This is a genomic window from Lysobacter sp. Root76 (assembly GCF_001428685.1).
Lineage (GTDB): Bacteria > Pseudomonadota > Gammaproteobacteria > Xanthomonadales > Xanthomonadaceae > Lysobacter.
This window is the reverse complement of sequence record NZ_LMIK01000008.1, coordinates 1-22,394: the sequence shown is the minus strand read 5'-3', so window position 1 is coordinate 22,394 and position 22,394 is coordinate 1. Positions and strand designations below refer to the sequence as shown.

The 22,394-nt window shown below is 66.3% G+C and carries 21 protein-coding genes; 17 read left to right on the top strand and 4 right to left on the bottom strand.

The annotated features are described in order from the left end of the window. The first annotated feature begins 140 nt into the window (after nucleotides 1-140). The 8 genes from ASE10_RS15435 to ASE10_RS15400 all read left to right on the top strand — a co-directional run bounded on the left by ASE10_RS15435 (nucleotide 141) and on the right by ASE10_RS15400 (nucleotide 10,254). Nucleotides 141-1,232, top strand: a complete 1,092-nt coding sequence (locus tag ASE10_RS15435) for an acetylornithine deacetylase (protein ID WP_056305671.1) — start codon at nucleotides 141-143, stop codon at nucleotides 1,230-1,232. Further along, nucleotides 1,232-2,566, top strand: coding sequence for an acetylglutamate kinase (locus ASE10_RS15430; RefSeq protein WP_055909970.1), 1,335 nt, complete (start codon nucleotides 1,232-1,234; stop codon nucleotides 2,564-2,566). Before ASE10_RS15435 ends, ASE10_RS15430 begins: the two co-directional genes overlap by 1 nt. Continuing rightward, on the top strand, nucleotides 2,563-3,192 hold the full coding sequence (locus tag ASE10_RS15425; protein ID WP_055909973.1) for a GNAT family protein: 630 nt from the start codon (nucleotides 2,563-2,565) through the stop codon (nucleotides 3,190-3,192). Before ASE10_RS15430 ends, ASE10_RS15425 begins: the two co-directional genes overlap by 4 nt. Beyond that, nucleotides 3,185-4,129, top strand: a complete 945-nt coding sequence (argC, locus tag ASE10_RS15420) for an N-acetyl-gamma-glutamyl-phosphate reductase (protein WP_055909975.1) — start codon at nucleotides 3,185-3,187, stop codon at nucleotides 4,127-4,129. Before ASE10_RS15425 ends, argC begins: the two co-directional genes overlap by 8 nt. Nucleotides 4,130-4,140: 11 nt before the next feature. Further along, nucleotides 4,141-5,430: an argininosuccinate lyase gene (gene argH, locus ASE10_RS15415; protein ID WP_055910123.1), complete on the top strand. Its 1,290-nt coding sequence runs from the start codon at nucleotides 4,141-4,143 to the stop codon at nucleotides 5,428-5,430. After that, nucleotides 5,427-6,623 carry a glutamate 5-kinase gene (gene proB / locus ASE10_RS15410; protein ID WP_055909977.1) on the top strand — a complete coding sequence of 399 codons (1,197 nt, stop codon included), beginning with the start codon at nucleotides 5,427-5,429 and terminating at the stop codon, nucleotides 6,621-6,623. The genes argH and proB overlap by 4 nt, the downstream gene beginning before the upstream one ends. Then, nucleotides 6,620-7,888, top strand: coding sequence for a glutamate-5-semialdehyde dehydrogenase (locus ASE10_RS15405; protein WP_055909979.1), 1,269 nt, complete (start codon nucleotides 6,620-6,622; stop codon nucleotides 7,886-7,888). Before proB ends, ASE10_RS15405 begins: the two co-directional genes overlap by 4 nt. A gap of 89 nt (nucleotides 7,889-7,977) precedes the next feature. Beyond that, nucleotides 7,978-10,254, top strand: coding sequence for a CocE/NonD family hydrolase (locus ASE10_RS15400; RefSeq protein WP_055909984.1), 2,277 nt, complete (start codon nucleotides 7,978-7,980; stop codon nucleotides 10,252-10,254). 111 nt (nucleotides 10,255-10,365) lie between these two features. On the opposite strand, the gene ASE10_RS15395 is transcribed toward ASE10_RS15400, so the two are convergent. Continuing rightward, a complete protein-coding gene (locus ASE10_RS15395; protein WP_157480978.1) occupies nucleotides 10,366-10,728 on the bottom strand; it encodes a hypothetical protein in 363 nt (120 codons plus the stop codon). Nucleotides 10,729-11,013: 285 nt separating this feature from the next. On the opposite strand from ASE10_RS15395, the gene ASE10_RS15390 reads away from it, so the two are divergent. From ASE10_RS15390 to ASE10_RS15360, 7 genes are all read left to right on the top strand, one after another. Next, nucleotides 11,014-11,802 carry a class I SAM-dependent methyltransferase gene (locus tag ASE10_RS15390; RefSeq protein WP_055909990.1) on the top strand — a complete coding sequence of 263 codons (789 nt, stop codon included), beginning with the start codon at nucleotides 11,014-11,016 and terminating at the stop codon, nucleotides 11,800-11,802. A 594-nt stretch (nucleotides 11,803-12,396) separates the two neighbouring features. Further along, a complete protein-coding gene (locus tag ASE10_RS15385; RefSeq protein WP_235567565.1) occupies nucleotides 12,397-12,789 on the top strand; it encodes a hypothetical protein in 393 nt (130 codons plus the stop codon). A gap of 455 nt (nucleotides 12,790-13,244) precedes the next feature. Further along, nucleotides 13,245-13,514, top strand: coding sequence for a hypothetical protein (locus ASE10_RS15380; protein ID WP_055910009.1), 270 nt, complete (start codon nucleotides 13,245-13,247; stop codon nucleotides 13,512-13,514). A gap of 156 nt (nucleotides 13,515-13,670) precedes the next feature. After that, complete coding sequence (locus ASE10_RS15375) at nucleotides 13,671-14,351, top strand: L,D-transpeptidase (protein ID WP_055910130.1); 681 nt, start codon at nucleotides 13,671-13,673, stop codon at nucleotides 14,349-14,351. A gap of 743 nt (nucleotides 14,352-15,094) precedes the next feature. Continuing rightward, on the top strand, nucleotides 15,095-15,316 hold the full coding sequence (locus tag ASE10_RS15370; protein ID WP_056305666.1) for a hypothetical protein: 222 nt from the start codon (nucleotides 15,095-15,097) through the stop codon (nucleotides 15,314-15,316). Nucleotides 15,317-15,330: 14 nt separating this feature from the next. After that, entirely contained in the window at nucleotides 15,331-15,852 is a 522-nt protein-coding gene (locus ASE10_RS15365) for a hypothetical protein (protein WP_082559934.1), read from the top strand. A 33-nt stretch (nucleotides 15,853-15,885) separates the two neighbouring features. After that, nucleotides 15,886-17,010, top strand: a complete 1,125-nt coding sequence (locus tag ASE10_RS15360; protein ID WP_056305664.1) for a type IV secretion system protein — start codon at nucleotides 15,886-15,888, stop codon at nucleotides 17,008-17,010. Between the two features lie 771 nt (nucleotides 17,011-17,781). Here ASE10_RS15360 and ASE10_RS15355 read toward each other — a convergent pair. Together ASE10_RS15355 and ASE10_RS15350 are read right to left on the bottom strand one after the other, a co-directional pair. Further along, on the bottom strand, nucleotides 17,782-18,423 hold the full coding sequence (locus tag ASE10_RS15355) for a hypothetical protein (protein ID WP_055910016.1): 642 nt from the start codon (nucleotides 18,421-18,423) through the stop codon (nucleotides 17,782-17,784). 241 nt (nucleotides 18,424-18,664) lie between these two features. Next, nucleotides 18,665-19,297: a TetR family transcriptional regulator gene (locus ASE10_RS15350; protein ID WP_055910019.1), complete on the bottom strand. Its 633-nt coding sequence runs from the start codon at nucleotides 19,295-19,297 to the stop codon at nucleotides 18,665-18,667. Nucleotides 19,298-19,388: 91 nt separating this feature from the next. Here ASE10_RS15350 and ASE10_RS15345 point away from each other — a divergent pair, with 91 nt between their 5' ends. Continuing rightward, nucleotides 19,389-20,054, top strand: a complete 666-nt coding sequence (locus ASE10_RS15345; protein ID WP_055910022.1) for an O-methyltransferase — start codon at nucleotides 19,389-19,391, stop codon at nucleotides 20,052-20,054. A 244-nt stretch (nucleotides 20,055-20,298) separates the two neighbouring features. Next, nucleotides 20,299-20,940 (top strand): arginase family protein, encoded by a 642-nt coding sequence (locus ASE10_RS15340; protein ID WP_235567564.1) that lies wholly within the window; start codon nucleotides 20,299-20,301, stop codon nucleotides 20,938-20,940. A 219-nt stretch (nucleotides 20,941-21,159) separates the two neighbouring features. On the opposite strand, the gene bamA is transcribed toward ASE10_RS15340, so the two are convergent. Then, nucleotides 21,160-22,394: outer membrane protein assembly factor BamA (gene bamA, locus ASE10_RS15335; RefSeq protein WP_082586125.1), on the bottom strand; the 1,235-nt coding region annotated here is incomplete at its 5' end.

The following is a 22,394-nucleotide window of genomic DNA, read 5'->3' as shown; positions in this document are numbered from 1 at the left end:
TTGCTACTCCCGTAGAGCAGCAGCAAAAGCCCCTCACCCTAACCCTCTCCCGCAAGCGGGAGAGGGTTCCAAACCGCAATCGAAGCCGCTGCCAGATTCGCCACCGAACCATCGCCCAGACACGACGAGCCACGAACTCCATGCTCCCCGAAGTACTGAAGCACCTCGAAGCCCTGGTGTCCTACGACACCCGCAATCCGCCGCGCCTGATCGGCACCGGCGGCATCTTCGACTATCTGCGCAGCCAGCTGGCCGGCTTCCGCATCGAGATCGTCGACCACGGCGAAGGCGCGGTGTCGATGCTGGCCGTGCGCGGAAACCCGCGCCGGCTGTTCAACGTCCACCTCGATACCGTGCCGTCCTCCGATGCATGGAGCGCCGACCCGCACACCCTGCGCGTCGACGGCGATCGCGCGATCGGCCTGGGTGCCTGCGACATCAAGGGCGCGGCCGCCGGCCTGCTGGCCGCGGCCGCGGTCACCTCAGGCGACGCCGCGTTCCTGTTCAGCACCGACGAGGAAGCCAACGACCCGCGCTGCATCGCCGGTTTCCTCGGCGGCCAGCACGGTTTCAACGAAGCCATCGTCGCCGAGCCGACGATGTGCGAAGCGGTGCTCGCGCATCGCGGCATCAGCTCGGTGCTGCTGAAGTTCCGCGGCGTCGCCGGCCATGCCTCGGGCGCGAATGCCATGCAGACCAGCGCGCTGCACCAGACCATGCGCTGGGGCGGCAAGGCCCTGGACTACGTCGAGTCGCAAGCGCACCAGCGCTTCGGCGGCCTCACCGGCCTGCGCTTCAACATCGGCCGGGTCGAGGGCGGCATCAAAGCCAACATGATCGCGCCCAGCGCCGAGCTGCGTTTCGGCTTCCGGCCCTTGCCCTCGCAGTCGATCGACGGCCTGCACGAGACCTTCGGTACCCTGATCGATGCCGGCGCGATCGAGCGCTATCAGGAAACCTTCCGCGGCCCCTCGCTGCCCGCCGGCGACGTCGCCAGCGCCGAACAGCGGCGCCTGGAAGCGCGCGACCTGGCCGATGCGCTGGACCTGCCGATCGGCAACGCGGTCGATTTCTGGACCGAGGCTTCGCTGTTCTCGGCCGCCGGCCTGACCGCGATCGTGTACGGCCCCGGCGACATCGCCCAGGCCCACACCGCCGACGAATGGGTGGCCTTGGAACAACTGCAGCGCTACGCCCAAAGCGTCGCCCGCATCATGGGAGGCAACGCCTGATGGCCGTGTCGATGGATAACCACCTGCAGACCCGCCAGACCATCGTGCGCCTGCTGTCCAGCATGGCCAGCGCGAAGGAGATCTCGCAGTATCTCAAGCGTTTTTCCCAGCTCGACTCCAAGCGCTTCGCCGTGGTCAAGGTCGGTGGCGCGGTGCTGCGCGACGATCTGGAGGCGCTGACCTCGTCGCTGGCGTTCCTGCAGGACGTGGGCCTGACCCCGATCGTGATCCACGGCGCCGGTCCGCAGTTGGACGAAGAGCTGTCCGCCGCCGGCATCGTCAAGCAGACCGTCAACGGCCTGCGCGTGACCTCGCCCGAAGCGCTGGCGATCGTGCGCCGCGTGTTCCAGTCGCAGAACCTGAAGCTGGTCGAAGCGCTGCAGTCCGGCGACGGCCGCGCGACCTCGATCATCTCCGGCGTGTTCGAAGCCGACTACCTCGACCGCGATACCTACGGCCTGGTCGGCGAAGTGAAGAAGGTCAACCTGGCGCCGATCGAGGCCAGCCTGCAGGCCGGTTCGATCCCGGTGATCGCCAGCCTCGGCGAAACCGCGGGCGGGCAGATCCTCAACGTCAACGCCGATTTCGCCGCCAACGAACTGGTGCAGGTGCTGCAGCCGTACAAGATCGTGTTCCTGACCGGTACCGGTGGCCTGCTCGACGACAACGGCCGCGTGATCGATTCGATCAACCTGTCCACCGAGTACGAACACCTGATCAAGCAGCCGTGGATCAACGGCGGCATGCGGGTCAAGATCGAACAGATCAAGGACCTGCTCGACAAGCTGCCGCTGACCTCGTCGGTGTCGATCACCAAGCCGGCCGAGCTGGCCAAGGAACTGTTCACCCACAAGGGCTCCGGCACCCTGGTGCGGCGCGGCGAGCGCGTGCTGCAGACGCAGCGTTGGGACGAGCTCGATCTGTCGCGGCTGCGTTCGCTGATCGAATCCGCGTTCGGCCGCAAGCTGGTCGACGATTATTTCGAGCGCACCACGCTCAAGCGTGCCTACGTCAGCGAGAACTACCGCGCCGCGGTGATCCTGATCGAAGCCGAAGGCCGCACCTACCTGGACAAGTTCGCGGTGCTGGACGACGCCCAGGGCGAAGGCCTGGGGCGGGCGGTGTGGCAGGTGATGCGCGAACAGAATCCGAGCGTGTTCTGGCGCTCGCGCCACGGCAATCCGGTCAATCCCTTCTATTACTCCGAGTCCGACGGCTGCCTGAAGCAGGAGAAGTGGAAGGTGTTCTGGTACGGCATGCAGGGCTTCGACGAGATCGCCGCCTGCGTCGACTATTCCGGCCGGCGCGCGCCGACCCTGGAAGACGCCGCATGAACGCCGCCGCTTTCCTCGCGCCGCCGACCCTGGAAGGCCGGCACGTGCGGTTGCAGCCGATGCAGGCCGAGCACGCGCCCGCGCTGGCGCGCGCTGCGGCCGACGGCGAACTGTGGTCGCTTTGGTACACCGGCGTGCCGCGTCCGGAGGCGATGGACGCGCACGTCGCGAACCTGCTCGCACGCCGTGCCCAGGGCACGTTCCTGCCGTTCGTGGTGAGCCGGGCCGACGGCGGCGAAGTGGTGGGGCAAACCAGTTACTGCAATGCCGACGCCGACAACCGCCGGCTCGAGATCGGCTACACCTGGTACGCGCACAGCGCCCAGCGCAGCGCGATCAACACCGAGGCCAAGCTGTTGCTGCTCAGCCACGCCTTCGAGACCTTGGGCTGCATCGCGGTCGAGTTCCGCACCCACTGGTTCAACCAGCGTTCGCGCGCGGCGATCGCGCGCCTGGGCGCCAAGCAGGACGGCGTGCTGCGCAATCACCAACGCCTGCCCGACGGCAGTTTCCGCGATACCGTGGTGTTCTCGATCATCGAATCGGAATGGCCGGCGGTGAAGCGTCATCTGGTCCACAGCCTGGAACGGCACGCGGCGGAGCAGGGAGTACGGCAACATGGCTAAGTCGGTAGGCATCGTCGGCGCGCGCGGCCACGTCGGCGCGGAACTGATCCGGCTGATCGCCGGACACCCGGAATTCGAACTGGGCTTCGTATCCTCGCGCGAGCGCGAAGGCCAGCGCGTGGCCGAGCACTTCCCGGAAGTCGGCGGCGAATTGCGCTACAGCGCGCCCAGCCACGAGCAACTGCCCGGCTACGGCGCCGACGCGGTGATCCTGGCCCTGCCCAACGGCAAGGCCGCCGATTGCGTGGCCGCGTTCGACCAAGCCGGCTCCGATCCGGTGATCGTCGATCTGTCGGCCGACTATCGCTTCGACGACGGCTGGTACTACGGCCTGCCGGAGCTGACCCGCGCGCGCTACGCCGGCCAGCGCCGGATCAGCAACCCCGGCTGCTACGCGACCGCGATGCAGCTGGCGGTGGCGCCGCTGCTGGATCTGCTGGACGGCCCGGTGCAGTGCTTCGGCGTGTCCGGTTACTCCGGCGCCGGCACCACGCCGTCGGACAAGAACGACCCCGACAAACTGCGCGACAATCTGATGCCGTACGCGCTGACCGGCCACGTCCACGAGCGCGAGGTCACCCGTCAGCTCGGCCACGCGGTCGAATTCCTGCCGCACGTGGCGCCGCATTTCCGTGGCCTGACCATCACCGCCAATCTGCATCTGAGCCAGGCGCTCAGCCGCGACGCACTGCTCGCGCGCTACCGCGAGCGCTACGCCGGCGAAGCGCTGGTGCAGGTGTCGGACGAGGCGCCCTGGGTCAGCGCGATCGCCAATCGACACCACGTCGAACTCGGCGGTTTCGCGCTCGCCGACGATGGCCGCCGAGCGGTCGTGGTCGCGACCGAGGACAACCTGCTCAAGGGCGCCGCGACCCAGGCGCTGCAGAATCTCAACCTGGCGTTCGGTTTCGACGAGACCGCCGGCATCCCCCTTTGAAGGAACGTTCCATGTCCGATCTGCTCTGGCAAAAACCCGGCGTCAAGGTCGACGCGCGCATCCAGCGCTTCCTCGCCGGCGAGGACGTGATCCTGGACCGCGAGTTCTTCCTGTTCGACATCCAGGCCAGCCGCGCGCACGCGCAGGGCCTGCAGCAGATCGGCATCCTGTCCGCCGACGAACTGGCCGGACTGTCGCGCGAACTCGATGCGCTGGCCGCGGATTTCAGCGCTGGCGACTTCGTGCTCGACGAGCGCTTCGAGGACGGCCACTCGGCGATCGAGTCGCGCCTGATCGAACGCCTCGGCGACGCCGGCCGCAAGATCCACACCGGCCGCAGCCGCAACGACCAGATCCTGGTCGCGACCCGCCTGTGGCTGAAGGACCGCCTGGCGCGCCTGCTCGCGCTGTGCCGCGAGAGCGCGCAGGTCGCGCTGGACCGCGCTCAGGCCGAGGCTTCGTTGCCGCTGCCGGGCTACACCCATCTGCAACGCGCGATGGTGTCCTCCGCCGGCATGTGGTGGGCGGCCTGGGCCGAGGGCTATATCGACGACGCATTGCGCGCGCGCCAGACCCTGGACTGGGTCGACGCCAATCCGCTCGGCAGCGCCGCCGGCTACGGCATCAACCTGCCGCTGGCGCGCGACCACACCACCCAGGCGCTGGGCTTCGGCCGCCTGCAGGTGTCGGCCGCGTACGCGCAGCTGTCGCGCGGCAAGTTCGAGATGGGCGCGATCGAAGCGTTGTCCTCGGCCTTGCTGGACCTGCGCCGGCTGGCCTGGGACCTGAGCCTGTTCACCAGCGCCGAATTCGGTTTCGTCGCCCTGCCGGCCGAGTACACCACCGGCAGCTCGATCATGCCGAACAAGCGCAATCCCGACGTGATCGAGCTGATGCGCGCCAGCTACTCCGCCGCCGCTGCCGCGCGCACCGAGATCGAACAGCTGCTGTCGCTGCCCTCGGGCTACCACCGCGACCTGCAGTTCTCCAAGGGCGCGATCTTCCACGCTTTCGGCCGCGGCCTGGCCGCGCTGGAACTGCTGCCCGACCTGCTGCGCAACCTGGAATGGAAACCCGAGCGCCTGCGCGCCGCGCTGGACCCGTCGATGTACGCGACCGACCTGGCCGTCGATCTGGCGCGCGCGGGCCTGCCGTTCCGCGAGGCCTATAAGCAGGCCGCCGACCCGGCGCGTTGGGCCGAAGGCGATCCCGAGGCCAGCCTGGCCGCGCGCGTTTCGCCCGGCGCCGCCGCCGACCTGCGCCTGGACACGCTGCGGCAACGATTGCAGGCACTGACATGAGCACCACGGCAAAGGACTTCACCGCGCAGCCTTTGCCGTCCTGGCGGCGCGCCGTGTTGAAAGTCGGCAGCAGCCTGCTGGCCGGCGCGCCGGACAGCCCGTCCGACAACGGGCTGGACCCGCGCTACGCCGCCGAACTGGCGCAGTTCATCGCCCGCGCCCGCGCCGAAGGCCGCGAAGTGGTGCTGGTGTCCTCCGGCGCGGTCGCCGCCGGACGCGGCCACATCCAGGCCGGCGGCGACGGCCTGGTGCTGCGCCAGGCCCTGGCCGCGCTCGGCCAGGCTTCGCTGGTGTCGTTCTGGCAGTCGCTGTCGCCGGCGCCGGTGGCGCAGGTGCTGCTGACCCACGACGATCTGCGCCACCGCCGCCGTTACCTCAATGCGCGCGCCGCCCTGCGCGAACTGCTGCGCCTGGGCGCGCTGCCGGTGATCAACGAGAACGACACCGTCGCCGTCGACGAACTCAAGCTCGGAGACAACGACAACCTCGCCGCCGCGGTCGCCTCGCTGGTCGACGCCGACCTGCTGCTGATCGCGACCGACATCGGCGGCCTCTACAGCGGCCATCCGCAGCGCGATCCGACCGCGCGGCCGATCGAACGGGTGAGTGCGGTGACGCCGGAGCTGCTCGCCGCCGCCAGCGGCGGTGCCGGCGAGCTCGGTACCGGCGGCATGCGCACCAAGCTCGAAGCCGGCGCCAAGGCGGCGATGGCCGGCATCGCCACCGCGCTGTTCTGCGGCCGCGACGCCGAGGTCGTGCGCGCGCTCGGCGAAGGCCGGCTGCATGGCACACTGATCGCCGCGCGTCGCGACCGCGCGCGGGCGCGCAAGCAATGGCTGCGGCATGCGCCGGCCAGCGGCTCGCTGCGCATCGACGCCGGCGCCGTGGCCGCGCTGCATGCGCGCGGCGCGTCGCTGCTGCCGGGCGGTGTGGTCACGGTCGAAGGCGAATTCCGTCGCGGCGACGTGATCGAACTGCGTCCGCACGACGATCCCGCCGCGCCGCCGCTGGCGCGCGGGCTGGCCCAGTACAACGCCGCCGAAACCCGCCGCATCGCCGGCCGTCACAGCCGCGAGATCGAGACCTTGCTCGGCTTCCGCTACGGCGAAGAAGTCGTGCACCGCGACGACCTGGTGCTGTTGGACACCCAAGCCACGGACACGCACTCCACCGACACGGAGAACGCGGCATGAGCGGCTATGTGCGCGCACTGGCGCAGCGCGCGCGAGAGGCCGCGGCGGTGCTCGCGACCAGCGACGGCGCGACCCGGCGCCGCCTGATCGAAAGCATGGCCGCACAGATCGACGCGCAGGCCGCGCAAGTGCTTGCGGCCAACGCCGCCGACCTCGCGCGCGGCCGCGATGCCGGCCTGTCGCCGGCGATGCTGGACCGCCTGCGCTTGGACCCGGCGCGCCTGGGCGCGATCGCCGAGGCCCTGCGCGAAGTCGCCGCGCAGGCCGACCCGCTGGGCGAGGTCACGCGTCGCGAGCAACGCCCGAACGGACTGACGATAGAACGCCAGCGCGTGCCGCTGGGTTTGATCGCGATGATCTACGAAGCGCGCCCGAACGTGACCGCCGACGCCGCCGCGCTGTGCCTGAAGGCCGGCAATGCGGTGCTGCTGCGCGGCGGCTCGGAAGCGCGCGACAGCAACCGCGCCATCGCCGCATGCCTGCACGCGGCCTTGCGCGAGCAAGGCCTGCCCGAAGCCGCGGCGACCCTGATCGAGGACACCGCGCGCGAGCACGTGCTGGAACTGCTGCAGCTGTCGGACCTGATCGACCTGGCGATCCCGCGCGGCGGCGAAGGCCTGATCCGTTTCGTCGCCGAACACGCGCGCGTGCCGGTGATCAAGCACTACAAGGGCGTGTGCCACCTCTATGTGGATCGCGCCGCCGATCCCGAGCGCGCGCTGGCCCTGCTGATCGACGGCAAGACCTCGCGGCCGGGCGTGTGCAACGCGCTGGAAACCCTGCTGGTGCATGCGCAGATCGCGCCGGACTTCCTGCCGCGCGCGCTCGCCGCCCTGGCCGCGCGCGGGGTCGAAGTGCGCGGCTGCGAGCGCACCCAGGCGCTGTCGGCAGCCGTGCTGCCGGCAAGCGAAGCCGATTACGACGCCGAATACCTGGACCTGATCCTGAGTGTGCGCGTGGTCGAGGACATCGACGCCGCGCTCGCCCATATCGCCCGCCACGGCTCCGACCACACCGAAGTGATCGTGACCGAGGACGCGGCCGCGGCCGACGCCTTCGTGCGCCGCACGCGCAGCTCGGCGGTGATGGTCAACGCGTCCTCGCGCTTCAACGACGGCGGCCAGCTCGGCCTGGGCGCCGAGATCGGCATCTCGACCACGCGTCTGCACGCCTACGGTCCGATGGGCGTGGAGTCGCTGACCATCGAGCGCTACGTGGTGCGCGGCGACGGCCAGGTGCGGCACCCGGAATCGTTGGGCGGCTGAACGATTCGGCAATTGCGTCGTCAGAGTGTGCGACGATTCGTCGCCCTGAGCGCATCCAGCACAGGAGTTCGATACGCCCTGGAGGGCAAATGCTCCGATCGATAGTCTGGCTGTGCCTCTGGTTCGCCGCCGCGCCAGCGTTCGCCGCGGCCCCTTACGATTTCCCGGCCGCCGCCATCGACGACCGCGCCGCGTTGGACGCGGCGATGCCCGCGCTGGCGCAGCGCGTGCTCGCCGACTACCGCGACGACGACCGCGCCCGCTACCTCAACAGCCGCTTCCGCCTGCAACTGGTCGCCGGCCAATACGAGCAGTCTGAAGCCACGCTGGCCGAGATCCGTACCGCATCGCCCGCGACCGGGCCGGTCCCGGTGCGTCCCAACTTCGCCCAATACGAGCTCTACGCGCGCGCCAAGGCGCTGCAGGCGAGCGAAGGCCTGAGCTTCCAGGCCGCGGTCGAGCGCGCCTTCGCGCAGATCGTCGCGCCCATGGACGACCGCGCCTCGGGCGTGGCGATGCGGGTGCTGAACCTGGACACCGCCGATCCTGCGCGCCAGCGTCGCGCTTTGACCGATGCGCTGGTCGCGCACAAGGGCAAAGCCACGCTCGACAGCGACGCCGCCCTGGCGCTGGTGCGCGCGTATCAGATCGAACAGGTCTACACCGGCTTCGAGACCTTGCTGCCGACTTTGGTCGCCGCCGACGACCGCCGCCGCTACACCATCGATCGCGACATCGCCGTGCGCACGCCCGACGGCGCGACCGTGTGCGCGCTGGTCGTGCGCCAGCGCAGCGCGCCGGCGAAGCTGCCGACCCTGCTCAACTTCACCATCTACGCCGACCCGGTGTCCCTGCTCAACGAGGCCCGGCGCTCGGCCTCCAACGGTTACGTTGGCGTCGGCGGCACCAGCCGCGGCAAGGCCTGCAGCCCCGATAAGCCGGTGCCGTACGAACACGACGGCCGCGATTCGGCGGCGCTGATCGACTGGATCGCGGCCCAGCCCTGGAGCGACGGCCGCGTCGGCATGTACGGCGGCAGCTACGAAGGCTTCACCCAATGGGCCACAGCCAAGCACCGGCCCAAGGCGCTCAAGGCGTTGATGCCCTCGGTCACCGGCGCGCCCGGCATCGACGTGCCGATGGAAGGCGGCATCACCTACGGCTTCCAGTACTACTGGCCGTTCTACGTCGCCAACAACCGCAGCGTCGACAACGCGCCCATGGATGACGACGCGCGCTGGCAGCGCATGTATCGCCAGTGGTATGTCAGCGGGCGCGCCTACCGCGATCTGGAAAAGATCGACGGCGTGCCCAACCCGTTCTACATGCGCTGGCTGGACCACCCCGACTACGACCGTTACTGGCAGGACATGATCCCGTACCGCGAGGAGTTCGCCGACCTCGACCTGAAGGTGCTCACCACCACCGGCTACTACGACGGCGCCCAGATCGGCGCCCTGTATTACCTGCGCGAACACGCCCGTTACCGCCCGCAGGCCGAGCACTACCTGGTCGTCGGCCCCTACAACCACCTCAGCGGCCAGCGCGGCACCGTCGCCACCGGCGACTGGCTGCGCGGCTACAAGCTGGATCCGGTCGCGCAACTGGACGTCGGCGAACTGCGCTACCAGTGGTTCAATTACGTGTTCAAGGGCGCACCCAAGCCCGCGCTGCTGCAGGACCGGATCAACTACCAGGTGATGGGCAGCAATACCTGGAAGCACGCCCCGTCGCTCGCCGCGATGGGCGAACGCCGCCAGCGTTTCCACTTCGGCCCGGCAGGCGAGGGCGGCCGCTACCGATTCCTGGCGCAATCGCCCGGCCACGACGCCTACGTCACCCAGACCCTGGACATGCGCGACCGCAGCGACGCCGACCGCATCGTGCCCGGCGGCGGTATCGTCGACAAGGTCATCGACACCGCCGACAGCCTGGTGTTCGTCAGCGAACCCTTCGCCCAGGCCGGCGAGTTCAGCGGCCTGTTCTCCGGCCGCCTCGACCTGGCCGTCAACAAGCGCGACTTCGACCTCAACATCGGCCTGTACGAACTCTCGGCCCAGGGCGAGTACTTCGAACTGTCGCGCTACCAGTCGCGCGCCAGCTACATCGCCGACCTCTCGCAGCGCGCCTTGCTCACGCCGGACCGGCGCACGCAGCTGGATTTCAGCAGCGGCCGCCTGACCAGCCGCCGCTTCCAAGCCGGCAGCCGCCTGGTCGCCGTGGTCAGCGTGCTGCGCAACCCGCAGCAGCAGATCAACTACGGCAGCGGCAAAGCCGTGTCCGACGAGACCGTGGCCGATGCCGGCGAACCGGTGCGGGTGAAGTGGTACGGCGATGGCTACCTGGAGATACCGCTCAGTCGTTGAGCGGACTGTTTGTGTTGTGGCGCCGGTCCCTGCAGGCGGGGCCGTGCGCCGCGATATCTCAGTCCTTCGATCTGTCGGCCGAAGCGATCACGCCTGTCTCTCCGTTCGCCCTCAAGGACGCGACCAGCGCTTCGAGCAGAGGGCGTCCATCGCGCCGGCGAATCCGTCCAGATCGGCCTTGCGGCCGGACGCTGCCTTGCCCTTCAGCGGCAAGGCGTGCAGCGCGGGCAATCCCTGCGCCTGGGCGGCCTCGTTCAAGGCGAACGCGCCCTGGGGCGTGGCGATCGTGTTCGCATACCCTTTCGGGCGGCAGGTCAGCGTCGCCCGGTCGAAGGGCAGGGGCCACGCGCCTTTGAACGTGGACTTGCTGACGACCACGTTCGTTTCCGGCACGCTCTCGGTCGCGAACACCGCATTCGGCGGGAGCATGCTCGCCAGGGCGAGCGCTGCGGCAAGGGCAGGGCGTCGGTCCATCGTTATCCCTCAAGCGGGTCCGGCTCGATCTTAGGAGCCCATGAGGCGCCCAACAAGACGAGCGTCGGCGGCGCCGTATTCCGACGATAGGGCCGCGTGCCGTCTGCATTCCGCCTCGGCGAATACGTCCGACAGCTGTCGCTCGGCCTGGTCGCGGCCCACGGCCACACAGTCCGGCCAGTTGACCGGCCCAGCGCCATGGTGCGAAGCGTCGTGGCCTCGCACGGGTTGCGATGCTAGGGTTTCACCGCGGCCAACCCAGGGCCGATAGCGAGCGGAGGAGCCATGAAGTTTCCCGAAACCTCGTCGCCGGACGAGCGCCCGAAGACGGGCGCCGTGGACTTCGACGCCGAGCTCCACCTGCACAACCGCGCCTTCCACCGCGCCTGCGCCATCGCAGCCCACGAGCGCGTGCTGGACATCGGCTGCGGCGCCGGCCAGACCACCCGCGACGCGGCGCGTGCCGCCGCGGCCGGCAGCGCGCTGGGCATCGACCCGCTGGCACCGGCGATCGCCAGCGCGCGCGAACTCGCCACAGCGCAAGGCCCGAACAACGTGCGCTTCGAGCGGGGCGACGCGCAAACGTATCCGTTCCCCGCCCGGAGCTTCGACGTCGCGATCAGCCGCTTCGGCACCATGTTCTTCGCCAGCCCCATCGCCGCGTTCCGCAATATCCGCAGCGCGCTGACCGATGACGGCCGTCTGGTCATGATGGTCTGGCAAGCGCGCGAGGCCAACGAGTGGTCCACCGCGGTCCATGGCGCCCAGGCGCAATCCACCGCCGCGTTTTCGCTCGCAGATCCGGCCACCGCGGAGCGCATTCTCGATGCGGCCGGATTCGCCGATGCGAGCTTCCAGGACGTGCACGAGCCCGTCTACTACGGCGACAGCGTCGGGGCCGCGTTGGAATGGATCGGGCAATTCCAGGCCACGAAGCAGGTCTTGCAGTCGCTGGACGCTGAGGCTGCCGAACGCGAGCGTGCGCGGCTGCGCGAGATCGTCGCCGGGCACTACCGGGATGGAGGCGTGTGGTTCGACTCGCGGGCGTGGATCGTCAGTGCCCGATGCCGGTGATGCCGTAGATTTGCGTGGCAGCTACAAATCATAGCGCTCCAAACACTTCGCTCCTTGAGGGGCCTCGGGTCTTTCCGCCCAGCCCTCCGGCCGCAGTGTCCCATCCGCGAGTCTCTAAGTCCCAGGCGCCACTTCGCGCATCCCGGCCTTCGAGCACGTTCTTTCGTTCGTACAGTGCCGACTTTCGATTGCTGCAATTCGCACCCAGAATTCGCTGAGCTCAGAGCCCAACATTCGGGCCTTCGCGTGGTCGCGTCGGGCAAAAAGTTTTGCGCTTGATTCAAAATGGTTTGCGAGCCGGCCTGTGTGCCTGGCGAGTGCAAGGCACTGCGCGTTGCGGTCGGGCAAAAAAGTGTCGCGACTGAGTTCTTTTGGGCGGAGCTTTGGTGCGGTGAGTCACGCGCGGGGTGCAAACTTTCGCGATTGCACCAAAACGCTTCGCGATCCGCACAGCAAGGCACGCGAGCGCCGTCCTAATCTGCGCTGGCCGGTCGTTGAGCCGGCGTGATTCCACAGACAGCTAAGGACGGGACATGAGCCAGAACCTGATCGCTCGCCGCCATTGACGAGGCATTGAATCAGTTGGAACTCCACTTGAAGGGATTGGTCGCGCTGACGCCGGACCAGCGCCGGCAGCTGACCAAGATGGGCGACAAGTCCGAAGCGTTCTGCCGCCAGGCGGTGCACGTGCTGAGCGAGAACCCGGGCATCATGCCGCGTAACTTCGAGGTCGCCAACCTGCACCGGGACCTGACCGCGTTGGACGCCCTGCGGCCGCGAGCGCAGCGCCTGATGCGCCTGAGCGAACGCATGCAGGATTCCGAGATGGCCCTGGGGAGCGACCTGATGACCAACGCGCTGGAGGGTTATGCCTTCCTGAAGATCGCCGGCAAGGGCGAGGGCTTGGACGGCCCGCGCCAGATGCTGTCGGCACGTTTCAACCGCAGCCCCAGCAAGGCAGCGTCGCCGGTGGACATACCGCTGTAAGGCCGGCACCCGCCGCGAACGAGAATAGCCCCGCTCAGGCGGGGCTGTTTGCTTGTGGGGTAGGGCGATGGAGCGCTTCCGACCTCACGCGGACATCGCGCGCGGTGCGGTAGTGATGCCGAAGAGACCATGTCGGCTGCTTGGACGCAGTGAAGGGATCGGTACGGCTTTCCTCGCAGATGAATAGGGAGAGTCGAAGGCCTCTGTGACAATCGGTCGGCGCAAAAACGGTTCGCTTCTTGCGATCTACTGTTCACCTTGGGTGTGACCAAGCTGCGCATCAAGTTGTGATGGCCGATCAAATGCTGCGAATTTTCCCGGTGATTGCTGTGTCAAGCTCATTGGTTGTCGCATCTTCACAGTCCCTCCATGTACCAAAACGTTAGCTGAAGGCGGCTGGTGACGCCGGCGAAAAGGCCGCTATATTCCGGTAACCCAGACGAAGGAGGATTGGCATGTTTATGAACAAACAACATCTGATGACGGCGCGTACGCTCGGCTTGGCGCTCGTTGCAACCCTCGGCCTTGCCAGCTGCGCCACCTACAAAGAAGAGTTCGCCGGCATCAACTCACGCCTCGATTCACTCGACTCGAAGGTGCAGGGCGCAGCCCAGAGCGCCGAATCCGCCAATCAGTCCGCGCAGCAGGCCAACCAACGGCTGGATCAAATGGAAGGCCGCATTCAGCGGCTCGAAAGCGCGCCGCGCCGCTCGCCGCGCGGTTGATTGCGCTCGCGCAATTGTGACGAACGTTTTGAACCCAGGACCCGGTGGCCTTTGCTGGCCGCCGGTTTCCTTCTTCACGCCGTCTTCGTTATAAGGAATCGTCCCATCCGTACGTGTAAACACTCTGCGATCCGGGCCGCTTGTGGCGCGCTGGTACTGGCGATGGCGTTCGCGAACGTCGGCGTGGCCAGTGCCGAGGAGGCCGCCGCGCAACGGGTGGCCTCCGTCGACCAACTTCCGCCAGGACAAGAAGTGTCCGACACGGTGATTGCGCTCGCGGGCTGGGCTGTCGCAACCAAGGACAGCCATGGCTATCCGTTCGCGATCTTGGACAAGGCCGCTGCGCAGATCCTGGTGTTCGGCGGTGATGGCCGGCTTCGCGGCGCGGCGCCTGCGCTGATTGGCTCGGCGGTCGGCGATCATACGGCCCCCGGCATCGCTGGTCTCGCGCTTCGCGAAATTCCGGGCCGGGATCGCACGACGCCTGCGGGTCGTTTTGTGGGCGGTTTCGGCCCGTCGATCGACGCTGGGCGCGTGCTGTGGGTGGACTACGATTCCGCGATCTCCCTGCACCCTACCGCTACCGGCGTCCCGGCCGAGCGGCGCCCCGAACGCCTTGCATCGCCTGAGCCGGACGACAACCGCGTCACGCACGGCTGCATCAACGTCTCGCCCGAGTTTTACGAGCAGATCATCCAGCCGACGTTCGAGCGCGGCGGGGTGTTCTACGTCTTGCCGGACACGGCGCCGCTAGCGGAGACCTTCCCGGAGTTCGTGCAAAGTCGCGCGACCGCGAATCGCAGCGAGGGAAGACGCTCGCGGCGCACCCGTCGGTAAAACGACGCGCCGGCGTGCTGCTTTGGTGTGCGAGGCAGTGCGGCGGCTGTCCTAAAGGCTGCAGCGGAAAACAAGGGCGGAATGCCCTTCCACAGCTCAAGCAGTTAGATGCTTCTTGAGGAGCGGAACAAGGGTCAGCGAAACTCGGATCAGAGTGTCTTCTGACAAGCGACCTGACGGCCCTGGACGCTCTGCGTCCCGCCTGTTTCGCCTAAGCCGCCTGCATGAGTGCATGCGAGATTGCGAAATGCCCCTGGGCAGCGATCCGATGAGCAACGCCTTGAAGGAGGGCTATGCCTTCCTGAAGATCGCTGGCAAAGGCGCGGGCCTGGACGCACTGCGGCAGATGCTGTCGGCGTAGTTCAACCGTGGGTCGACCCAGTCAACGGCGCCGCCGGAGCCAACGTTGAACTGAATGCTAGCTGGCACCGAAAAGCCCCGCCATTGCCGGGGCTTTTTTGTTTGTCGCAACCGGCGTCGGTCGGGCTGTGGGGACTGAAGTGAACGTCCGATGGCACATCCTATCCCTACGAAGGATTGACCATGGATTCAGTAATTGCACTCGAACTGTGTCTTTAAGAGGAATGTAAAAAGAACGGCATTGCACCGGCCATTTTCCATGCGGTACCGTCGGCGAAAGCGCCGCATCGCGCGTCGAACGATAGGCGCTTGAATGTCTCGGCAGGTGCCGAACGTTCAGAGTGGCGAAAAGGCTTTCAAGGCCGCGTGACCAGGGAACAGGGATGAAGCATCGCAGCAGAGTGGGTCGTCGCTCCATCAGGAAGGCTGCCGTCGTCGCGACCTTGCTGACGGTGCTTTGGGCAGGCCAGGCCAGCGCCCAAATGATCGTCAGCGACCCCGTCAACTATGCCGCCAAGCTCCAGCAGATCGCCAAGGATGCGGCCGAGTTCGGAAAGAATGCCCAGCGCTGCAGGAAACGGCCAGCCACTATCAGCAGCAACTGATCAAGCTGCAGCGCATGAACTTCGGCCAGGCGCGAATGGAGGACAGCTTTCCGCCCCGTCCGCAGGACTACGGTATGGAAGACATGTGCCCAGGGCCTGGCCGAGGCATCCGGGACCAACTGACCAGCGCGTTCCGTCAGGCCATGCCGAGACTCGACGGTAACGTGGTCGACGAGCAGCAGGCCATTTGCCAACGGCTCGTGTACGCCGAGAACGCCAAATACAACGAGTCGGTGAGCATGCTGCGCACGCTCATGCAACGCAGCCGCGAGTTCGCCCAGATCGAGAGCCAGCGCGACAGCGTCCGCAACAGTCCCGGGGCCCTCGCAGCCAACGATAACGAGGCCTACCGCTTCGTGGCGCGGAACCAACTGGAGCTTGATTACTGGCAGGCGCGGATGAAGGCCTACGACGACTATATCGAAGCGCTCAAGTGGGATCACACCCGTTTAGCCAAGCGCGCCATTCGCGGTAAGAGGGGGGCGTTGGACGGCATCGTTCCCACTGACGTGGTCAAGTCAGCTCTGGGCCAGTGAGCCTTCCATCTATCTTCTAGGCGGCTCATCGCAATGGATTTGTTGAACGCTCCCTTCGATCTGCTGAATTGGCTGTCGCCTTCGTCGCAGAGCGGCCTTTCCGACTACGCGCTCTTCCGCCTCATCAGCGGATGGATTACGACCAGGGTCGAAGACTTCGGTCTCGCGCTCATGGGGCGGTCGATGTCGCTAGTTGGCGGTACCGGCCTAAGCCTGGTCACGCTCTGGCTGCTCTTCCAAGGTTATCGAATCCTCTGCGGCGCCCGAGAATCGATGATGGATACGATCCTGCAGGGGACGAGGATTGCCCTGATCTTCGGCATCGCGACCACGATGGCAGTGAATAACATCCCTCTGAATTCCTTCCTCACTAAGGATATGGACAGGGCGATTCATCAGTTGGTCACGGGAAAGGATGGCCAGTCCACCGCTAACAGCATCGACAAATCCCTCGCCGTCGTCCAACTCGCCATGACAGCCATCGATGGTGTTCAGCTTCTGGAGGCGGATCCGGAGTTGCTGGAGGCGAAGCGATCGGCGAAGACGTGGGCGACTATCGGTTCCGCAGGTCCTGCCATAGCGGCCGGGTGCATGCTGTTGCTTTGGACGTTTGCGATCAATCTGTGGATCGGGCTGGGGCCAATATTCATTTTTTCATTGGCGTTTACCGCTACGAAATCCATGTTTACAAGCTGGCTGAAGTACGGCTTGGGCACGCTGTTTTCTTTGGCAGTTCTCAGCTTTGTGGCCAACCTCCTTCTCGATATGACGGTTCGCATCGCAACGTTCATGTGGCTGGGCAAGCTGATCAATATCCCCGGGGCCAGCGCCGAAGGCATCGCCAGTCAGGCCATGCAGCAAGGCAGTGTGGGGATGATCATGACTATGCTGATCATCGCGGTTCCGCCGATGGCTGCGCATTTCTTCCAAGGACAGATCGGTAACGTCATGAGCAACTCGGCATTCGGCCGTTTCGGCCAAGCAGGAGCGCCCACTGAAACAGCAAGTGTCCATGGCCGAACTGCTCCGCGATTGACGGAGTCAGATAGCCTTCCGGCAAAGACCTCGCGCCTCAGCCATATGGACAGGTCCAGCCCGACTGGAACTCCCATTCACGAGAATCGAATCAAGACCTATGAAGAGGTTCGTAAGGAGTGATTGTGCGCGGTCTAATTCCATGTGCCTATGCAATTGCTTTGATGGCTTCAACCGCCGTCCACGCTGAGGCGGGGTGCCCGCCCGGTCAAATGCCAGGCAATGCGTCCGCCCCTGAGGGTTCCGCGCAATCAATGGCGAGTTGCGCACCCATTCCGACCGAACGGCAGGCCCCAAGCTGGCGAACTCGATGGGGGGCTATTGCTTCGGACGAAGCAGGCTCGTTCGGCATCGTCACCGGAATCGACAGTGAGCGTAAAGCAAAGAAGGCTGCGCTGGCGAAATGCGCGCGAACCGGTAGCAAGTCATGCGAGCTTGACATGACCTTTCGGAATCAATGCGCCGCGGTCGTGGCGAACGGAACTCAGGTATTCATGGAGAGGGCGCCATACGAAGAGCAGGCTATTGCCACGGGAAAAGCACGCTGTGAAGAATCACAAGCAGTTAAGTGCTGGGTCCACTACAGCGGTTGCAGCCTTCCTGTCCGCGCTCGCTGATGATAAAGAAGATAGCCTTCGTTATGAGAGCCAAACCGCCCCTGGCGGATTCAGTCGTCCCCGAACTTCTCGGTGCTAAGCGCAGCAAGCCGCCAGCGAGGGCGCGCGTCGCTGTGGCGGGCAGCGCCTCGTGCATGAAGGCCTGGAGCGCGCGCTCTGCCGACGTCCGGGCGTCGCGCGCTTTGGGGCGCATCGCGATAGCGCGGGGCGGCATCGTTGAAGGCCACGCGTATCTTGGCGACATCGCACTCCGAACATCGGCCATCCAGCATCCGGTTCAACTTTCCGGAATGGTCGCAGCGGCCAATGGCGCAAGCACCGTCCAGCCCAGGTTCGCGTAGAGGCTGCGGCCGTCTGCTGTCGCAACCAGAAGCTGCGGGCTTGTAAGGGATCTTCGCGCGGCTGCAAGAGCGATCATCACCGCGGCACCCAAGCCTTTACGCCTGTGGTCCTGCGCGGTTTCGATTCGATCGTAGATGCAGATATCCGCGGTTTCCGCCATGCATCCGCTCGCGGCCGGGTCGCCATTCGGCGCGATGATGCAGGCTCGGGCGACGGGGCCGGTTCGATGAAGCTCCATCCTGTAGCCGTCCGGCAGCGGCTTTGCGTCGGGGGTCGCCGCGGTCGCGGTCATGAAGTAGTTCGCCGGCTGAACCTCCCAGCGCGCCGGCAGTGCGCTGCGCAGTTCCTCGTCGGAGCCGCACAGCTTCAAGTAATGCCGTGGCGCCGTAATGTCTTGTGCGATGGCGCGCAGCCCATCGCATAGCTGCGGGAATACCCAGCGCTTGATTTCCTTTTCCGAGTGGGTGTCCACGCGGAAGCCGCCGCGGTCGTGGAAGGGGGGCGGGGAATTGCGGGCGATGGAATGCGCGGCCTGCCAGGCGAAAACGAGTTTGGGGTCGAGGCGGGATAGGGTCATGGCGGATCGTAGGTGGTGCTCGGAAGTTGCGCATTCTTTTGCGGTTGCGCCTGCGGTGCCATGTCGCCTCTCGGCCGCGACGGCTCCGTGGCTTTCGACTAGAGCATGGTCCTATCTCAGGCGCTAAGACGATTGCTATCGGGTAAGACCGAAGAGGGACTTAGGCGGACCACGGAAGGACGAGCGTTTTGCATTTCTTTCCCGTTCCATGACGACCTGGGCCTCCTGGCCTTCGCTGCTCTCAGCCCTGCTCGATCCCCTCAAGGTAGGCGCAGAACATATCGGCCATGGCATCGGCATAGGCCTCGATCTGCGCGGGTGTGCGCGGGTTTTCCGAAAAACGCTTCCCCACCGCGCTGAGCGTGGTCGTGATCAGGTCGCCAGCCAGGGTGCGCGTCGCTGCCGACGCGTCGGGCAGCGCCTCGCGCATGAAGGCCTGGAACGCGCGCTCCGCCGACGTCCGGGCGTCGCGCGCTTCGGGCGCATCGCGATAGAGCGGGGCGGCGTCGCTGAGGGCCACGCGTATCTTGGCTTCATCGCACTCCGAACGAATGAAGGCGTGGACCAGGGCGCGCAGTCGTTCGAGCGCGGGCCTTTCGGTATCCGCGAGGATGCGGGCCCATAGCTCGGCCGTCTGCAGCCATTCGTCGCTCTGGAGCCGGAACAGGATCGCCGCCTTGTTCGGGAAGTATTGGTACAGCGAGCCCACGCTGACGCCGGCCTTCTCCGCCACCCTCGCGGTGGTGAAACGCGAGGCGCCTTCCTTCTCCAAAACCTGAACCGCCGCTTCCAGGACGGCGGCGATCAGCTCGTTCGAGCGCGCCTGTTTGGGCTGTTTTCGCAGGGAAATCTTGTGTTTTCGACGGTCGGCCATGGCGGTGTGCGCAATGCGAATAGCGAATATGACGAATCAGTCGCATTCTAGTCCGGCGCGAAGATTCGCGCTTTCTTATCGGAAACCCCACATGACCACCCTGACTTCAAGCCCCATTGCTCCCCTGCTGGACCGTCTGTTCGCAGCCGCCGACGCGGCATCGCCGGCGACCAGCCCCGTGGTGGCCGCGCTCTCCCGCCAGGAGCGCGAGCGCCTGATGCAAAGCAAGACCGAATACCTCGATTACTACGGGCGCATGAAGGATCTCGCGCTCCCGGTCTCCCGGGAAACGGGGACCTTGCTCTACATGCTGGCGCGCGGCTGCGGCGCGCGCACGATCGTCGAATTCGGCACCTCGTTCGGCATCTCCACCCTGCATCTGGCGGCGGCCCTGCGCGACAACGGCGGCGGTCGCCTGATCACCACCGAGTTCGAGCCGTCCAAGGTGGCGCGCGCGCGGGACAACCTGACGGCCGGCGGCCTGATCGACCTGGTGGAGATCCGCGAAGGCGATGCGCTGCGGACGCTGAGCGTCGATCTGCCCGAAACGATCGACCTGTTGCTGCTCGACGGCGCCAAGGCGCTCTATCCCGAGGTACTGAGCCTGGTAGAGAGCCGCCTCAGGCCGGGTGCGCTGATCGTCGCCGACAACGCCGACTACAGCCCCGACTATCTCGCGCACGTGCGCTCGCCCGCGAACGGTTACCTGTCCACGCCGTTCGGCGAGGATGTCGAGTTGTCCATGCGTTTGGGGTGAAACAGCGGCATCGACATGGTCGGTGCCCGACTGCTTAAACTTAAGCCGAGTCGTTAAGCGACTTCGGCTCGAATGAGCCGAAGTCACGGTCCAATGGAGCGCGAAGCAGATGCCATCCTCCCAGCAGCCGTTCGACCTCAGCCTGGCCTACCCGCAGTGGCAGGGATCGGGCCGGCACGAGCACCTGCCGCGCGGCGCTGCCGCGGCCGCCGAGGTATGCGGGCGATACGCGCCGCTGGTCCGGGTGCCCTTGAGCGACGACACGGCGGATATCGCTCACGGTGTCCGGCGCTGGGAGGCGATCTTCGCGCAGTTCCGCAGCGCTCAGGAGATACTCGCGCGCTCCGGTGCCAGGCGCGTGCTGACCGCCGGCGGCGATTGCGCCGTGGACGTCGCGGTGATCGATTATCTGAGCGGGCTGCATCCCGGCCTGCAGGTGATCTGGATCGATGCCCATCTCGACGCGAACACGCCCGAGACCTCGCCCAGCGGCAATTTCCATGGCATGCCGGTGAGCGCGATCCTGGGGCGCGCGCCCGAGCCGATGCGGCCCTTTCTGGGCGCCCCGATCGATCCGGCCCGCTTCCGCTATTTCGGTATCCGGGTCGGCGACGACGGCGACTGGGCCTTGCAGCGCGAACTGGGTCTGAAGCGGCTGGATCCGCAGGAGTCCATCCGCGGGCCCGTGCATATCCATTTCGACCTGGATGTGCTCGATCCGCGCGAGTTTCCTTATCTCGCCTACACCGACGGCGGTCTCGGGGTCGAAGACGCGATTGCCTTGGTCGGCCTCACCGTGACCGAGTTCGCCCCTTCCGATGAAGAGGCGGCTGCTGCAGGTAGCGAAGTGATCGCGAGACTCTACGAAGCCGCCACCCGTGCGTGACACCGGCTGACATCCGTGCGCTACACGCGTCCGAGCGCCGACCCGCATCGCCATCGATGAAGCAACGGCGGAGGCACCAGCAGACCGACCCCGACCTCATCCTGGGCGGGCGCCTGGCCGCCGCCTTCGGCACCCAATGGATGTCCATGTCCCGGTCTGCCTGGCATTGCCAGGTGTCGGCGCGCGGCGATCCGAGCCTGCCCGCACTGCCTTCGCTGCCTAGAACTGGCTTCCGAACGTGAACTGCAGCCGTTCGATCTCGTCGTCCTCTTCGCTACGCAGCGGCAGGCCGTAGCTGATTGCGATCGGACCCATCGGCGAGCGCCACAACAGCGAGAGGCCGGCCGAAACGCGGAATTCGTTAGCATCCACGCTGGAGGTGTCGGCGAAGACGTTGCCGGCATCGACGAACAGGGCCAGCTGGGTGCCGCTGTTACCGGCCTTGCCGAGCAGGCCGGGTATGGAGAACTCGAGCCCGCCCAAGGTCTTGACCGTGCCGCCGGAGGGACGGCATTCGTCGTAGGCGGTCACGTATTCGCAAGGCCCCAGCGAGTTGTCGGTGAACACGCGGATCGAACGCACGCCGCCTGCGTAGTAGCGTTTGAAGAACGGATAGCCGATTTCGTCGCCATCGCCGTAGGTGTCGCCGTAGCCGAGTTCGGCACGGGTCAGCATCAGCAGCGGCCCCATGCGCCAATAGCGGCTGAAGTCGTAGTCCAGGCGGTAATAGGTGACGTCCGATCCCGGTAGGGCGATCTCGGCGCCGATGCGCTGGTAGGTGCCGCGGGTGGGGGTCAGGTAGCTGTCGCGCGAATCGCTGGACCAGCTTGTGCGCAGACTCCAGGTATCCACTTGATTGCTGCCGAGCTTGTTCTGAAAGTCGAGGTACGACGGTGGGTAGTAACCCTCGGTGAGGTACAGGGTGCGGGTCTCCAGGCTGACGCCGAGCGAGAAAGTGTTGTCCTCCGACAGCGGCAGGATGGTCGTAAGGTTCAGTGTGCCTTGCTCGGAGTCGTAGCTGCTGTCGTCGTCGCTGTCCTGGTAGGTGCGAGCCCAGCTGGCGCCGTAGTTCAGGCCGATGCCGGTATCGGAGAAGTACGGCTCGGCGACAGAGAACGCGTACTGCTCGTCGCTGCTGTTGCGTACGGCCTTCATCGACAGGCTGCGTCCGGTGCCGAGGAAGTTGCGTTGGGATATCTGGAAGGTGAGGGTGGCGCCGTCGTCCTGGGAATAGCCCAGCCCGACCTGAAACTCGCCGGAAGACGCTTCCTTGACCATGTAGGTGACATCGACCTGGTCGTTGCTGCCCGCTACCGGCGTCTTGTCCACTTCGACGGTTTCGAAGATGCCCAGCCGCTGCAGACGGATCTTGGAACGGTCGATCGCGGCCTGCGAGTACCAGCTGCCTTCGAACTGGCGCATCTCGCGGCGCATGACCTCGTCGCCGGTGCGGG

Bases quoted from the DNA above. Each gene is read 5' to 3' on its own strand.
- ASE10_RS15370 (WP_056305666.1), top strand. From the start codon at position 15,095: ATGAAGCATCGCAGCAGAGTGGGTCGTCGCTCCATCAGGAAGGCTGCC.
- ASE10_RS15435 (WP_056305671.1), top strand. From the start codon at position 141: ATGCTCCCCGAAGTACTGAAGCACCTCGAAGCCCTGGTGTCCTACGAC.
- ASE10_RS15405 (WP_055909979.1), top strand. From the start codon at position 6,620: ATGAGCGGCTATGTGCGCGCACTGGCGCAGCGCGCGCGAGAGGCCGCG.
- ASE10_RS15400 (WP_055909984.1), top strand. From the start codon at position 7,978: ATGCTCCGATCGATAGTCTGGCTGTGCCTCTGGTTCGCCGCCGCGCCA.
- ASE10_RS15350 (WP_055910019.1), bottom strand. From the start codon at position 19,297: ATGGCCGACCGTCGAAAACACAAGATTTCCCTGCGAAAACAGCCCAAA.
- ASE10_RS15395 (WP_157480978.1), bottom strand. From the start codon at position 10,728: ATGGACCGACGCCCTGCCCTTGCCGCAGCGCTCGCCCTGGCGAGCATG.
- argH (WP_055910123.1), top strand. From the start codon at position 4,141: ATGTCCGATCTGCTCTGGCAAAAACCCGGCGTCAAGGTCGACGCGCGC.
- ASE10_RS15355 (WP_055910016.1), bottom strand. From the start codon at position 18,423: ATGACCCTATCCCGCCTCGACCCCAAACTCGTTTTCGCCTGGCAGGCC.
- ASE10_RS15430 (WP_055909970.1), top strand. From the start codon at position 1,232: ATGGCCGTGTCGATGGATAACCACCTGCAGACCCGCCAGACCATCGTG.
- ASE10_RS15345 (WP_055910022.1), top strand. From the start codon at position 19,389: ATGACCACCCTGACTTCAAGCCCCATTGCTCCCCTGCTGGACCGTCTG.
- proB (WP_055909977.1), top strand. From the start codon at position 5,427: ATGAGCACCACGGCAAAGGACTTCACCGCGCAGCCTTTGCCGTCCTGG.
- ASE10_RS15365 (WP_082559934.1), top strand. From the start codon at position 15,331: ATGAACTTCGGCCAGGCGCGAATGGAGGACAGCTTTCCGCCCCGTCCG.
- ASE10_RS15360 (WP_056305664.1), top strand. From the start codon at position 15,886: ATGGATTTGTTGAACGCTCCCTTCGATCTGCTGAATTGGCTGTCGCCT.
- ASE10_RS15425 (WP_055909973.1), top strand. From the start codon at position 2,563: ATGAACGCCGCCGCTTTCCTCGCGCCGCCGACCCTGGAAGGCCGGCAC.
- ASE10_RS15390 (WP_055909990.1), top strand. From the start codon at position 11,014: ATGAAGTTTCCCGAAACCTCGTCGCCGGACGAGCGCCCGAAGACGGGC.
- ASE10_RS15380 (WP_055910009.1), top strand. From the start codon at position 13,245: ATGTTTATGAACAAACAACATCTGATGACGGCGCGTACGCTCGGCTTG.
- argC (WP_055909975.1), top strand. From the start codon at position 3,185: ATGGCTAAGTCGGTAGGCATCGTCGGCGCGCGCGGCCACGTCGGCGCG.